General features: G+C 65.5%; 12 protein-coding genes. 7 read left to right on the top strand and 5 right to left on the bottom strand.

Features of this window, described 5'->3' with window-relative positions; all coding sequences use genetic code 11:
- Window positions 1-1,989 (bottom strand): alpha/beta hydrolase family protein, encoded by a 1,989-nt coding sequence (locus AC0MRV_RS02055; protein ID WP_472762759.1) that lies wholly within the window; start codon window positions 1,987-1,989, stop codon window positions 1-3.
- A gap of 171 nt (window positions 1,990-2,160) precedes the next feature.
- Entirely contained in the window at window positions 2,161-4,188 is a 2,028-nt protein-coding gene (locus AC0MRV_RS02050) for an alpha/beta hydrolase family protein (protein ID WP_472762758.1), read from the bottom strand.
- Between the two features lie 43 nt (window positions 4,189-4,231).
- On the opposite strand from AC0MRV_RS02050, the gene AC0MRV_RS02045 reads away from it, so the two are divergent.
- The 7 genes from AC0MRV_RS02045 to AC0MRV_RS02015 all read left to right on the top strand — a co-directional run bounded on the left by AC0MRV_RS02045 (window position 4,232) and on the right by AC0MRV_RS02015 (window position 11,210).
- The gene (locus AC0MRV_RS02045) at window positions 4,232-5,614 is read left to right on the top strand and encodes a GDSL-type esterase/lipase family protein (protein WP_472762757.1); all 1,383 of its coding nucleotides are present in this window, start codon (window positions 4,232-4,234) and stop codon (window positions 5,612-5,614) included.
- A 278-nt stretch (window positions 5,615-5,892) separates the two neighbouring features.
- Window positions 5,893-6,678, top strand: coding sequence for a DUF3450 family protein (locus tag AC0MRV_RS02040; protein WP_472762756.1), 786 nt, complete (start codon window positions 5,893-5,895; stop codon window positions 6,676-6,678).
- A complete protein-coding gene (locus AC0MRV_RS02035; RefSeq protein WP_472762755.1) occupies window positions 6,675-8,108 on the top strand; it encodes a MotA/TolQ/ExbB proton channel family protein in 1,434 nt (477 codons plus the stop codon). The genes AC0MRV_RS02040 and AC0MRV_RS02035 overlap by 4 nt, the downstream gene beginning before the upstream one ends.
- A complete protein-coding gene (locus AC0MRV_RS02030) occupies window positions 8,108-8,599 on the top strand; it encodes a MotA/TolQ/ExbB proton channel family protein (protein WP_472762754.1) in 492 nt (163 codons plus the stop codon). Before AC0MRV_RS02035 ends, AC0MRV_RS02030 begins: the two co-directional genes overlap by 1 nt.
- Window positions 8,600-8,617: 18 nt before the next feature.
- Entirely contained in the window at window positions 8,618-9,037 is a 420-nt protein-coding gene (locus tag AC0MRV_RS02025) for an ExbD/TolR family protein (RefSeq protein ID WP_472762753.1), read from the top strand.
- A gap of 41 nt (window positions 9,038-9,078) precedes the next feature.
- Complete coding sequence (locus AC0MRV_RS02020) at window positions 9,079-9,792, top strand: energy transducer TonB (RefSeq protein ID WP_472762752.1); 714 nt, start codon at window positions 9,079-9,081, stop codon at window positions 9,790-9,792.
- Between the two features lie 8 nt (window positions 9,793-9,800).
- Window positions 9,801-11,210, top strand: a complete 1,410-nt coding sequence (locus tag AC0MRV_RS02015) for a tetratricopeptide repeat protein (RefSeq protein WP_472762751.1) — start codon at window positions 9,801-9,803, stop codon at window positions 11,208-11,210.
- Window positions 11,211-11,267: 57 nt separating this feature from the next.
- Here AC0MRV_RS02015 and AC0MRV_RS02010 read toward each other — a convergent pair whose 3' ends face one another.
- From AC0MRV_RS02010 to AC0MRV_RS02000, 3 genes are all read right to left on the bottom strand, one after another.
- The gene (locus AC0MRV_RS02010; protein WP_472762750.1) at window positions 11,268-11,852 is read right to left on the bottom strand and encodes an SET domain-containing protein; all 585 of its coding nucleotides are present in this window, start codon (window positions 11,850-11,852) and stop codon (window positions 11,268-11,270) included.
- A 63-nt stretch (window positions 11,853-11,915) separates the two neighbouring features.
- Window positions 11,916-12,431: a hypothetical protein gene (locus AC0MRV_RS02005; RefSeq protein WP_472762749.1), complete on the bottom strand. Its 516-nt coding sequence runs from the start codon at window positions 12,429-12,431 to the stop codon at window positions 11,916-11,918.
- Window positions 12,428-13,846: a DUF1501 domain-containing protein gene (locus AC0MRV_RS02000; RefSeq protein WP_472762748.1), complete on the bottom strand. Its 1,419-nt coding sequence runs from the start codon at window positions 13,844-13,846 to the stop codon at window positions 12,428-12,430. The genes AC0MRV_RS02005 and AC0MRV_RS02000 overlap by 4 nt, the downstream gene beginning before the upstream one ends.
- Window positions 13,847-13,861: the final 15 nt, after the last annotated feature.

Raw genomic sequence — 13,861 nt, 5'->3', positions numbered from 1 at the left:
TCAGAGGTGTTTCTGCAGAAACGCCTCGATGCCTTCGAACAGCTTCACGCGGTTCGCCAGGGAACCGGCACCGTCCTGCAGGGAAAGGGTCTCGTAGGGCGCGCCGGCAGACTTGAGCTCGGCGATCAGGCGACTGGCTTCGTCCTGCTCGACCGTGTCGGCGCCCAATTGCTCGATCACCAGCAGGGGAGCCTTGATCCGGTCGACCCGCTTCGACGGCGAGACCGCGCCGTATTTGGCGGCTTCACGACCCGGATCGCCCAGGACCGCGAAATGTTCGCCGTAATTCGGATCCCGCTCGCGATCGACGCCCAGGGTGTTGGCCGCCCGCGCCCAGTCATAGATGCCGGCAAAGGTCACGCCCGCCGCATAAAGGTTCGGATCTTCAACCAAACTGGACACCGCGAGGTAACCTCCGAATCCACCGCCGGAGATCGCCACGCGTTTCTCGTCGATCATGCCAGTGCGCAGCACGGTCTTCACCGCGCGGCTGATGTCGACGCGCATCATCAGGAAGTCATTGCGCTCAGCCTCGGTGAACATCCAGTCGTAGCCGGTGGAACCCCGGTAGTTGGGCTGCAGCACCGCGAAGCCGCGGCTGGCGAGCGCCTGCACCTCCGGGTCGAAGCCCCAGGTGTTGCGCGCCCAGGGGCCACCGTGCGGCAGCACGACGAGCGGCACCGGCGAATCCTTCGACGCGCCGGTCGGCAGCGTCACATAGGCATCCAATTTCTTGCCGTCAGCCGTGGTGTATTTGACCACGCTGGTCGGGCGCATGAGTTCGGGGTCGAGCCAGGGGCGCACGCTGGCGAGCAAGCCGACCGTGCGTTCCGTAAGGTTGACCGTGTAGAACTCGACCGGATGACGATCGGAGGAGACGGCCACCAGTTGCACGTCACCCTTCACGCTGGCGTCGATCATGCGCACAGCCCGGCCGGGGAAGAAGTCGTTCAGCACCTCCTGCAGTTTGCGATAGGCCTCGTCGAACCAGTGGTTGGTCGGGCCCGCCCGATCATAGAACGCGCCCACGATCGCCTTGCTGGCCGGGTCGCGATAGGTGGTGCCCTCGAAGTCATAATCCTTGTCGCGCAGCACGAGATCGCCGACCTCGCCCGTCAGCGCGTCGATGAAGAACAATCCCGCCGTTTCGCCATCCTGCGGCGGGAGGCGGACGAGGAGCTCGCCGACCTGGCGGCCGACATCGACCACGCTCATGCCGGCGAGGTTGAGTCCGGATGCGATCCAGTTGGCTCCATCCCAAACATGCAGCACGACGCGCTCATCGGTCGCCGTGTAGGCGAAGCCCAGGTTGCCCTCGGCGTCGGCCAGGTAACCCAGTTGGGTGCGACCGGCCGGCACGGGCACCACGCGAAGGATGTGATCGTTGTTGTGCTCGGCCACTTTGGCCCAGGCCGCGTCGGCGTCGTCACCGCGCACATCGATGAAGCCACCGGTGTTGAGGGAGGCATCGATCTCGACCACCGCAGGGGTGCCTTCGGCACCGGCCACGGACACCCACACGAGGGGCTTCATCGGGGAACCGGACGGCACGCCGATGATCTGCGAGGCGCCGTATTGGTAGACGGGATACGCCCCGGCCGGGTTGTTGATATCCACCACCATGAGGCCAAGTTGCGACCCGCCGATCACGTTGAGCGTGTAGGCGACATGCTGATCGTCCAACCACCGGAAGGACGAAACCTGCACCTGACCGGAGCCACCCACGATCACCGGCTCCTTTGGGGAACCGACTTCCTTGATCATGAGTTGATAGGTCTCGCCACCACCCGAATACAAGGCGGCGACATGGGTGCCGGCCTGGTTCAGGTCGGGCGTCTGGATGAGCGGCGAGCGCAGGAAGGCGGAGGCGTCGATCGGATCGGCCGAGACAAAGGCCACGTCCTCCTGGGCCGACAGCCGGACGACCGGCGCCAGCAAAGGCAGGAGCAACAACAAGCAGGACCAACGACGAAGAGGTTGGAAGTTCATAGGGAAACGCAGAGACAGACTTACGGGGTTTAAAGGTCGGGGGAGAGGCGGGCCACGATCACCAGACACGGAATCCGGCGACGGGTTTGCGTCAAAAGAACGAACACCGAAACAAACCCCGCCCCGGAGCGCACGCCGAATTTTAACCCGGCATAGACGGGGAGAAAGGGCTCAGAGGTGCTTTTTCAAAAAGGCTTCCTGACGCTCCACAAACTCCAGCATGGCGGAAAGGTCGCGCGTGAAGGCGCGGCCCTTCTCCAACATGAGCGACTCATGGACCACCCCGGCCGATTTCAGGGCAGCGATGAAATCCCGGGGCGCCTCGAGCCCGCCCTCCCAGGGAAAATCCGAATTGGCCACCAACACCGGCGCACGCAGTTGCGGGGCAAGCTCCACCGGTGACCGCGACGTCGTCGAAGCCGAAGCCTCGGGCGGGCCGAACTGGGGTCGCTGCTTTGAACGGTCAAATTGCGTGCCGCCCAGCATCACGGCCTGATAAAGGCTGTCCTCGCGCGCAGCCGCCAGCAGCGCAATGTATCCACCCTCCTGCAGGCCGTAGATCGCCACGCGAGCGCCGTCGATCACCCCGGTCTTGATCGCCGTCCGCACCGCCGCGTTCAGATCGGACGCCATGCCGGCATGATCCCCGGCCGCTGCGCGGCCGGCCCGCCAGCGTTGCCCCTCGGAACCCCGGTCGAGAGCCCGAAGCACCGCATACCCGCGGCTCGCCCAAAACTGGGCGTAGTCGTTGTAAAGCGCGTCAAAGTTCCCGCCCGGACCGGCCGAGAAGACGACCAGCGGCAGCTTCTCCTGCGGTTTCGCCGTCGCCGGCAGCGTGAGATATGCGTCCAGTTTATATCCGAGATCGCTGCGATATTGGAAGTGATGCGTGCGCCCCATCCGGTCCGCCCCCAGCCACGGGCGGGAAGACTTAAGGAGGGCAACCTTTTTGGTCTTCGCATCGAAGGTGTAGTAGGTCTCCGGGTCCCGGTCCGAAATGGTGCGGAAGAGCAACACCCGGCCATCCTTGGAACTGTCCAGAATGTCGACCACGCGGCCCTTGAAACCAGCGTTCAACAGATCCTGCACCGCCTTGAACCCTTCATCAAACCACACGTGCTGTCGCTGCTGTTGCTGGGTCGTGAGACCCACCACCTTGCCCGTCGCACGGTGAATAAAAACATCCCCGACAGCATCGTAGTTATCATCCCGATACAGCACCTGCTGCTCCTCCCCGCTGAGGCCGTCCACCAGCACCAAACCGCCCGGCTGCTCCCGCGGACCGTGCTCGCGGGCGATTACCGCCTGCGGGCCGTCCTCCACCGCCTGGATGTCGTAGCGGGACAAATCCAGCCCCGCCGGCTCCCAGCCCTGCCCGTCCCAGTGCAAGAGACTCGCCTTCCCGTCCTTCACGACTTCCGCAAAGGTAAGCCGGCCCGCCCCGTCGGCCCAGTAGCGCCGCGTCCGCCCGCCGTCACCAGGCGCCGGATACGTTTCCAAAATATGACTGCGGTTGAGGTATTCGATGGCCTGCAGTCGATCCGGCGCGATCCGCCACCAGTTCTTGCCCAGCTCCACCCAACGGCCGGCCCGCGAAGTCGCGTCGATCTTAACCACCGCGCCGTCCTCCGGCGCTCCCCAGCCCTGCACCTGCACCAGGGGCTTCAGCGGCTCGTCCTGCGGCACCCCGACGATTCCACGGTCGGTGAACTGCAGGACCGGATAGGCCTTCTCCACACTGCGCACGTCGACCGCAAACAGGCCGACGTAACGCCCGTTCATGATGTCGAGCGGCACGAGCAAGGTGTTGTCGTCGAGCCACCGGTAACCCAACACCTGGCCGCCTTCCAGCCCGCTGAATCCGCTCAGTTTGCCCGAGCCCAACTCTATGATGCCCAGCTGCCAGCGCTCATCCCCCGTGTTCATCAACGCGGCCACATGCGTGCCCGCACCGTTGAGCGCCGGAAGCCCCATGAATTCCTTGCGGAAAAAGTCCGCCGCGGGGATCGGTTGGTCCGCCGGCACCGGCTCCATCCGCATCGCGGGCACCTCGGTCTCGGCGAGCGCGACCGCGCTCAGGCACAAAATAACAACAGCACGACAAGCTAACTTGGTAACGTTCATGGGGGAGGCAAAGAAGGGTTCCAACGCTATAGCTGCGCGCACGGGATCACGACAAGCGCCAACGCTGTTCAGCAAACTTCTCCTCGCGTCGGTTCTCCGGCCTCACACCCTCATCGCCATGCCCCGCCTCACCCCTGTCCGCCACCGCCGGCGCTGGCTTCTGCCGCTGGCGCTGACCGCCCTCACTCTCACCCCCCTTCACGCCGAGGACGCCCCCGCCCCTGCCGTGCCGGCCTATGAACTGGCCCTGCCCAGCTACGACAACGGCCTGCCCGGCCGCGGTCCACTGCGCCGCCACACGTGGTTTCAAAACCTGTGGCAGGAGCGTCGCGGCCAATGGTCGCGCAGCGTCGCCGCTGATCAGGGGGCCGTGGTCTTCTTCGGCGACTCCATCACCCACTACTGGGAAAAGGACATGGACGCCGCCTTCCCCGGCTTGAAATGGGCCAATCGCGGCATCGCCGGCGACACCACCCGCGGCCTGCTCCTGCGCCTTGAACACGACGTGCTCGCCCTCAACCCCTCCGCCATCGTCCTGCTGATCGGCACCAACGACATCGAGGAGGGCGCGCGCAACGACACCATCACCCGCAACGTCGAGCTGCTGGTCGAGCGCATTCAGGACCACAGCCGCGCCGTGCCCATCATCCTCAACCTCGTCTTCCCCAGCTCCCCGCAAAAGGAGCGCCCCCGCACCTACATCAGCGATCTCAACGACCGCTACCGCGCCGCCTTCAAAGGAGACCCGCAGGTCATCATCCTCGACACTTGGACCCTCTTCGCCGACGCCGAGGGCAACGCCAAACTCGAGGAGATGCCCGACCTCCTGCATCCCAACGAGCTGGGCTACGCCAAATGGCGCAACGCCCTCTGGCCCCTCTTCGCCACCCTCGGTTTGGTCGAGACCGAGACCGATCTGGGTTGGCAACCCGAACCCGGCTACACCGCACTCTTCAACGGCACCGACCTCACCGGCTGGGGTTATCGGCCAACCCCCGAACCCGAGCGCGAGGGCGCCCGTCGCTGGATGGCCGGTGACCCGAACGTGACCTACCCCTTCGTCGACGAAGCCGTGAACTTCGACGGACTGCGCGCCACGCCCGATGGACGTTTCCGCGCCATCAACGGCCGCCTCGTCGTCACCACGCCGCCCGAGGGGCGCAAGATCCAGAAGCTCTTCACCCAACAGGAACTCGGCACCGACTTCGAACTGCGCCTCGAGTTTCGCGCCACCCCCAACGCCGACAGCGGCGTCTACGTGCGTGGACCGCAACTCCAGTGCCGCGACTACGACCTCGCCGGTCCTTGGAAAGACCTGCCCCACTACCGCCCCGGCGATTGGAACGAACTCATCATCACGGTCCGCGGCACGACGATGACCGCCACCTGCAACGGCGACCCGCTCGACCATGACCTGACGCTCCCTGCCATCGGCCCCATCGGCGTCGAAGGTGACCGCGGTCAGATGGAGTATCGCCGCCTCCGCTACAAGACCCTCTGAGCCAGGAGCTCGCCGGTCCGAGATATGCTGGAAAAATCGGAAGGGGTGCTCCGCCGCGCGGGGTTCCTCCCCCTCACCCTTTCCGGTTTGTTTCCGTCCCGTCGCTTCAACTCTGCCCCCGCTGTGCCCGCTGCGCCCTTCGCCGCGCGCAATCACTTGCGGTTAAATCGTGCGCCATCAAGTCGGCGACGGCGGATTGAACCGCGCGACATTTGACATCCGCGCCGCCTTCCAGATTCATTTCCACCGCTTCGGCTCTTACTCCACCTACCCCCTACATGTCTGCTTCCCCCCGACCGCGACGCTTTGTCGGTTTCGCGTGGGTTGGTCTGGCGACCTCATGGTTGCTCTCCACCTCCTTCGCCGACACTCCCCTCAACGACGTTCAAAAAGCCGCCTCTGAATGGGCCCGCCTGCGGTCCGAGACGTCGCGACTCGAAAAGGAATGGGACTCCGAAAAGGAGTTGCTCGACGCCTCGATCAGCGGCCTCGGCGTTCAGGCCACCCAACTGGCGGCCGAGCACGACACCCTCGCCGCCCGCACCGCCACCGCCCGCGACGAGATCCAAGCCCTCACCGACGCCAACCTCGCAACGGCTGAGCGTATCACCCACGCCGGCGAACGCATCACCGAGCTCGCCGCCAAACTCATCGCGCTGCGGCCGGCCCTGCCCCCGCGTCTCTCCACTGCCCTCGACCTGCCCTACCGCAGCATCGGCACCCCCGAGATCGCTCCCGCCGAGCTCATGCGACACTCGATGGCGATTCTCAACCGCTGCAATCAGTTCAACCAGAGCTTCGTGCTCTCCGAGGAAATCCTGCCCGTCACCCCCGGCGGTGAACCCCGCCTCCTCGAGGTGATCTATTGGGGCCTCGCCCAAGGCTGCGCCCTCGATCGCTCCGCCGGCGAAGCCTTCGTCGGCCGCGCCGTCAACGGCACCTGGACCTGGCAACCGCAACCCGATCTCGTCGGGCGCATCGCCGATCTCATCGACATTCACCGTGATGAAACCTCGCCGGTGTTCGTCACCATCCCCGCTCAAGTCATGGGAGGTGCCCGATGAACCGCCGCACCGTCGCCACCGCCGCCCTGGCCTTCACCGTCAGTGTCGGTGCCATCGCCCAGACCACGGCCCAAAAGACCGCCCAATACGACGCTCAGCTCCGCAAGGTCGCGCTCGACTACACCACCCGCATCGAGACCGCCACGCAGACGCTCAACGCCACCCGCACCCGCATCGGCGAGGAAAAGATTCCGCTGCTCAATCAGCAGCGCGACATCGAAAACCGCATCCTCAACCTCCGTGCCGAGGTCTCCCGCCTCCAAACCGAGAGCGCAACCTTTGCCAACGACAAGGCCCGCCGCCAACAGGAGGCCGAAGCCCAACGTCTCAACATCTCCTACTTCGCCGGCGCGGCCGCCGAAGGCCTCTCCACCCTCACCAGCTCCCTCGGCAACGTGGAGGTCGAGCACTGGGAGGAACAAATCGGCGCGCTGCGCAACCGCCTCGACCCTGTCGGCGGCATTCCCGATATCGACGCCGCCGTCGAAACCGCCGACCTCCTGTTCTCCCGCGTCGAAACGCTCATCGGCGGCGATACCCGCTCCGGCATGGCCGTCTCCGCCGAGGAACACGAACTCGTTGAAGGCACCTTCGTGTTCTTCGGCCCCGAAACCCTCTTCGTCGGCAACAACGGACTCGCCGGCACCGTTCGTGCCCGCGACGAAGGCGCCGCGCCGATGGTTTATCCGATCGGCGGTTGGGACGCCGCCGCCGCCGCCGCCCTCGCCGCCGGCCAGCCGGCCGAATTCCCCGCCGATGTCTCCGGCGGCAAAGCGCTCCAGCTCGCCGAAAACCAAGGCACCTGGATCGACCACATCAACAAGGGCGGCGTGGTCGGCTACTCCATCATCGGCCTCGGTCTCTTTGCGCTGCTCACCGCCATCGTGAAGTTCATCGATCTCGGCAAACTCTCCGTCGATAAACCCGTCGCGACGCTGCCCTTCCTCAATGCCATCGCCGAGACCGGCGCCGCCGACGCGGACGGCAAGCTCACCGGCCTGCGCAAAACCAGCCGCGAGCTCTTCGCCACCGGCCTGCGCCACATCGCCAAGCCCAAGGAAGTCATCGAGGAGCACCTTCACGCCTACATCCTGCGCGAGCGCCTGCACCACGAACGCTGGCTGCCCATGCTCGCCGTCATCGCCGCCGCCTCCCCGCTGCTCGGTCTGCTCGGCACCGTCGTCGGCATGGTGAAGACCTTCACCCTTATCACTGTCTTCGGCACCGGCAACGCCGCCAAACTCTCCAGCGGTATTTCCGAAGCCCTCGTCACCACCGAGCTCGGCCTCACCGTCGCCATCCCGACCCTCGTGCTGCACGGCCTGCTCTCCTACCGCACGCAGAAGAACCTCTCGCTGCTCGAACGTTACGGCGTGGAGTTCATCACCGCCTCCGAAGACCACAAAGTCAGCCGCCCCACCGCCCAATAATGGAAGCGCTCCGCGAACTACTGCAGCAGGGTGGCCCCGTCATGGTGCCGCTCGTCCTGCTGTCGATCGTGCTCTACGAACGCTGCTTCGGCCTCTACTTCACCGTGCGCCGCGCCGCCCGCCTCCTCACCAACGACGAGGCCGCCGGCCTCGATTCGCTCACCGCCGTGCGCATGCTGCGCCTCGAGCTCCAGGATACCTTCCAACAGCATCGCTTCATCATCACCACGCTCATCGCCGCCGCGCCGCTCATGGGCCTGCTCGGCACCGTGACCGGCATGATCAGCACCTTTCAAAGTCTCGTGAACCGCGCCGGGCAAAAATCCTTCGAAGGCCTCGCCGACGGCATCTCGGTCGCGCTCATCACCACCGAGACCGGTCTGGCGATCGCCATCCCCGCGGTGATCCTCCTGCACTTTGCCCACCGCCATCTCCAACACGGCGAACAATCCCTCGTAAAACGCGAGAGCGCCCTGATGGAAACCGCCTGAGCCCCGCCCACCCCGATCATGCTCAAGTCCACTCGCTCCGATTCACGCTACCAGGCCGTCGCCATCGATCTCGCGCCGATGATCGACTGCGTGTTCATCCTGCTCATCTTCTTCATCGTCACCTCCGTCTTCGTCGAGGACCCCGGCATCGAGGTCGAGCGCCCCGACACCCGCGGCGAGAATGTGACCGATCGCAACGCCCTGCTCATCGCCATCTCGGCGGAGGATGGCATCTACTTCGACGGCCAGCAAATCCGCCTCGATCAAGTCGGCCCCACGCTGCGCCAAGCCTCCTTCTCGGACGACGCCACCGTCATCATCCGCGCCGATCGCCACGCCAGCCACGGCGTCTTCGCCGGCGTCTACTCCGAAGCCAAACGCGCCGGCCTCGCCCACGTGCAATTCGCCACCGCCCGCCTCGGCGCCAGCCAACCCTGAGCCACTCAATTTAAGTATCTCAGCCTTTCAGCGTTTCCCCCATGCCCTCCTCCGCCCCTTCTGTCATCGACCTCGAGCCGTCCTCCGGCTTCGGACGACAGGTGCTCAAGTGGGGCGCCGGCTTTGGCATGAGTCTGGCGATCCTGGTCATCCTCGCCCACGTGCAACGCACCGAGGTCGAACTGCCGCCCGCCCCCATCGCCGATCTGCAAACGATCGTGCTGGAGGATCCGCCGCCCCCGCCGCCCGAGATCGCCACCCGCGAACCACCGCCTCCCACCGTTCTCGACCTCGATCCGGTGCCTTCCGACAACGTGGTGAAAATCCAGGTCGCCGCCCTCACCTACGAGGTGCCGCTGCCCGAGGCCACGCCCATCCTTGAGTTCAATCTGGCCGACTTTAAGCCCGACCTGAAGTCCGGCGAGAACGACCCCAATCACATTTTCCAGTTTCGCGACGTCGACCAGCGCCCCGTGGTCATTCACCGCAAGAAACCCGACGTATCCAACGAACTGCTACGCACCGTCAAGGACCCGCGGGTGGTCGTGAGCATGGTCGTCACCCGGGCCGGCTCCGTGCGCAACATCAGCCCGGTGCAGTCCTCCAACAATCGCGAATTGGACAAGCTCGTCATGGAAGCCCTCTCCGAATGGCGCTTCCGCCCCGCCATCAAGAACGGCAACGCCGTCAACTGCATGGTCATCCAATCCATCGTCATCAAACCGTCCCGCGGCGGTTCCCCCTTCAGTCTCTGATTTTTCCCATGCGCACCCGCTTGCTGCTCCCCCTCCTCGCCACCTGCCTCGCTCCGCTCGCCGTCGTTGCCCAACCCCTCAGCTCCGGCACCGACGCCACGCCCGAACTCACCCCGCAGGAACAGCTCGCCCAGATTCTTGGTGAAGGCGCCGGCCAGCCCGACGTCGACCCGTATAGCGTCATCAACGAGTCGATGAACTTCCGCAAAGAGCGGGAGCCCGATATGACCGCCGCCGAGTTCGCCCTCTACGAACGCATCTCCAGCATGGTGGAAACCAACCCCACCTTCGCCCTGCAACTCCTCGAGACCATGCTCGGTGACGACCAGGAGGACAGCGCGGCGTTCGACCTCGCCCTCGGCAACCTCTACTTCGCCGAAGAACGGATCGATGAAGCCCTCGCGCGCTACAACAGCGCCGTCGAAAAATACCCCGAGTTCCTCCGCGCCTGGACCAACATCGGCATGATCCACTACCAGCGCGAAAACTGGCCCGAGGCCGCCAAGGCCTTTGCCAAGGCCGTCAACCTCGGCGATCGCGATGCCCAGACCTTCGGCCTGCTCGCCTTCTCCATGCGCATGACCGGCAACACCCTCGCCGCCGAGATGGCCTTCCAGCAGGCCATGACCGCCAACCCCGAGGATACCAACTGGATCGGCGGTCTGCTGGAACTCTACTTCATCAACGGTCGCCACGCGCAGTCCGAATCCCTCGTCCGCGAACTCGTCCGCCTTGAACCCGGCAAAGCCGAGAACTGGATGCTCTACGCCTCCCTTCTCGTCGAACTCGACCGCCCCTTGCAGGCCGCCACCCAGCTCGAAATCGCCCGCCAACTCGGCGCGGTCAACAAGGACTCCCTCGGCCTCCTCGGCGACCTCTACGTCGGCCTCGGCCTTATCCCCGAAGCCATTGCCGCCTACCAGGCGATCCCCGGCGACGCCGACAACCTCGCCGCCACCCGCCTGCTCGCCTACGCCCGCGCCATGATCAGCGACGGCAAACTCGAGATCGCCCACGACATTCTCGCCAAAGTCCCCGCCACCGAACCGGATTGGGAAATCGCCCGCCCGCGCCTCTTCGCCACCGCCGAACTCGCCGTCGCCGAGCAGGACTGGACCGCCGCGCAGGAAGCCTACGAGGGTATCATCCAAACCGAACCGATGAACCCCTTCGCCCTGCTCGGCTTGGGCGGCGCCCTCGCCGAAGCCGGTGACACCGCCCGCGCCGAATTCACCTTTGAGCACGCCCTGCAAGTTCCCGAAGCCGAAGCCCGCGCCTGCCTTGAGCTGGCCAACATCGCCCTGGTCGACCGCCGTTTCCACCGCGCTATCGAAATGCTGAACCGCGCCGACCGCCTGGAACCCTCGTCGGCCGTGCGCGCCCAGATCGCCCGCATCAACGCCCTCGCCGGGCAGTAAGCGCTGCGGGATCGCCGCCCGAAAAGTAGGCTGCCCGCTCGCGGGCGCTGCGTTGCCTCACAGGCCTTCGTCCGACCCTCGCTCGCGCAACCACCGCCGCACGCGCCAGCGTTGGTGCCGCGCCACAATGTAACCCGTGCAACGCTCCGCCCCGCACCGACAAGGATGCCCCAAGCCATCCCTGAACGTGTAGCCGTAGTCGAAGCTCAGTTCCTCACCTGGTGCGATATCCCGCGTCGCCACGATCCAAACGGAATCGTCCCAAATATCCGACGCACAGTTGGGTTCACAGTGGTGGTTGATCAACCGCGCCACATTCCCCGAATCGCGCCCATCGATCGCCCACGCATCATCGAAGATGTAGAGGTAGTCGCAAATCCCGTCGCCCGTCCCACCCGCCGCCACCCGGGCCTGGCGCGCCTGCTCTCGCCGCACCGCCTCGGCGATCGGAATGCGTTCGCCGGTGTATTCCAAAATCACATCGCCTTCCCCGATCGGCATCCGCGCCACCACGCCCCGCCCATGAATGGCCGAGTCCCGCGCCTCAATCGCATCTCGCGGCACCGTGATCACCCCCCAACCACCGCCAGCACCCGCCCCCCAGGTCAAGCCCACCAACCGTCCGCCCAAACCGACTGTCACGTCCTACGTGACAAACTCCCGCACGAACGGAGCAGCCACCGCGGTGGCGACGGGCGCGGTGACCTACGGGGTAAGCACCACGTCGTCGGGAGTGTAGCGCTCGCCGTCGGGACCGCTGGAGCGCAGCTCCATGCGCTCGGCACTCAGTTGATGGAAGAACAAGGGTGTGCCCCAACGGTCGCACAACTCACCCCGTGCGTTAATCGCCGGGTGGTCCGGCGGGATCACTTCGAATTTCCACGGGTTGCGGCCGGTGAGCGTCGCGGTGATCTCGCGGTTGGTGCCGACGGGATTGCCATCGCCCTGCGCGTTGCTGCGCCAGGCCGCCAAAAGTTCGTGCAGAATCAAAAGATCGCGCTCGGCGCTGCCACCCGGCGCGTTTAACCCTGCCCCCAATCGACCCTCCAGCGGATCAGACCACTCCGCCACCGCGCCCTCCCTCCGCTCGGCGGAATCGAGCGCCGGATCGCCCGGCGCGGGCAATAACGGTCCGTCACCACGTCGCGGATACAACAGCAGCCCGACCACCAGCACCACCACCGCAAACAACAATGCCAGCCCGGCCTGCGCGGTCTTCATGCGATGCCGTTCATGAAGCCGAGGTCGCGCGAGGCAAAGCGGCCGATGTTGGGCAGCACCAGCGGAAGGTCGCTGTCACTCACCCCAAACCACCGCGCGAGCGTCGCGTTGTATTCGTCGACACTCACCGTCGGAATCCAACGCCCCTGCTCGGTGTCATCGGGACCGTCGACCGTGAGGTCCGGCACCCGTCCGTAGAAATCACCGCCGCGCACCGCCCCGCCCATGATGAGGTGATGACTGCCCCAGCCGTGATCGGACCCATCGCCGTTGGCCACGAAGGTGCGGCCGAAATCGGAGGCGGTGAAGGTGGTCACGTCGTTCGCCACGCCGAGACTTTCCGTCGCCGTGTAGAAGGCCTTCATCGCGTCGGACAACTCCGTCAGCAGCGTGGCATGAGCGTCGACCTGACTGTCGTGCAGGTCCCAACCGCCGAGTCGCGCAAAGAAGATCTGCCGCCGCAGACCGAGCTGTTGCCGCACGCCAATCAACTGCGCAATCATCCGCAACTGCCCGCCCAGATCGGTGTCGGGAAACGGCGTCTCGAGCGGGGTCGCGTTCTCCAGGATTTCACCCAGCAACGCACTGTTCTCCAGCGCCTGTCCGGTCGAGTGGCCAAAGGCCGATCGGAACAGGTTGGCGTCGTTCTGCGCCATCACGTCCTCCATCGCCGCAAGTCGCGCCGCCGCCGCACCGTCGCCATCATTGGCGTTTTCATGCCACCACAACGTTGGCGCGCCTTCCGGCCGCACCGCGAACTGCACCACCTCGCGACCTACCTGGAAGGAGTTCTTTCCGTCCAGGGTGATCGTCATCGAGATGCGGTTGTTCTCGTTGAAGGCGTTGGTGAGTTCAGCGAGGCGCCCGCCCCAGCCGGTTTCGAAGGCCCGGTCCGGCAGGCTGCTCTGCCACTGCACCGATTGATCGCTGTGCGAGAACAACTGCGGCGGCAACGGCACCGAACCCGCACGATATTGCGCCTTGGTTGTCGGGTGCAGGAGCGTGCCCACGTTGGCCAACAGAGCGACCTGCCCGCCCACAAACAGGTCACGCAGGCCGGTCATCGCCGGATGCAGCCCCCAAGCACGACCATCTGTCGTGGTCGGTTGGATACCGAGCAAGTCTCCGCGCGACACCGCGAGATTGCCCCGGGCTCGCGCATAGGCGGCATGGCCGGAGCTGTCGTTCGGAATGATGAGGTTGTTGGCGTCGTTGCCACCGTTGAGATAGAGACAGACCAGGGCGCGGTAGTCCGGCGCCTCGATCCCGGTCGCATCCAGCACCGTGCCGGGGCTGGCTGTCGCACCGAAGAGCCGCAGCTGCGCGAGCGTCGACAGCACCCCCGTCGCGCCCACGGCCGCACAGCATTGCCCGAGGAAACGGCGGCGGGTGGAGAAGTGGGGATCGAAGGACATGGCGGAATGGCGGGT

This window comes from Actomonas spartinae, assembly GCF_051209155.1.
GTDB lineage: Bacteria > Verrucomicrobiota > Verrucomicrobiia > Opitutales > Opitutaceae > Actomonas.
The sequence above is the reverse complement of the archived record's forward strand: the minus strand, read 5'-3'. Positions and strand labels throughout refer to the sequence as shown.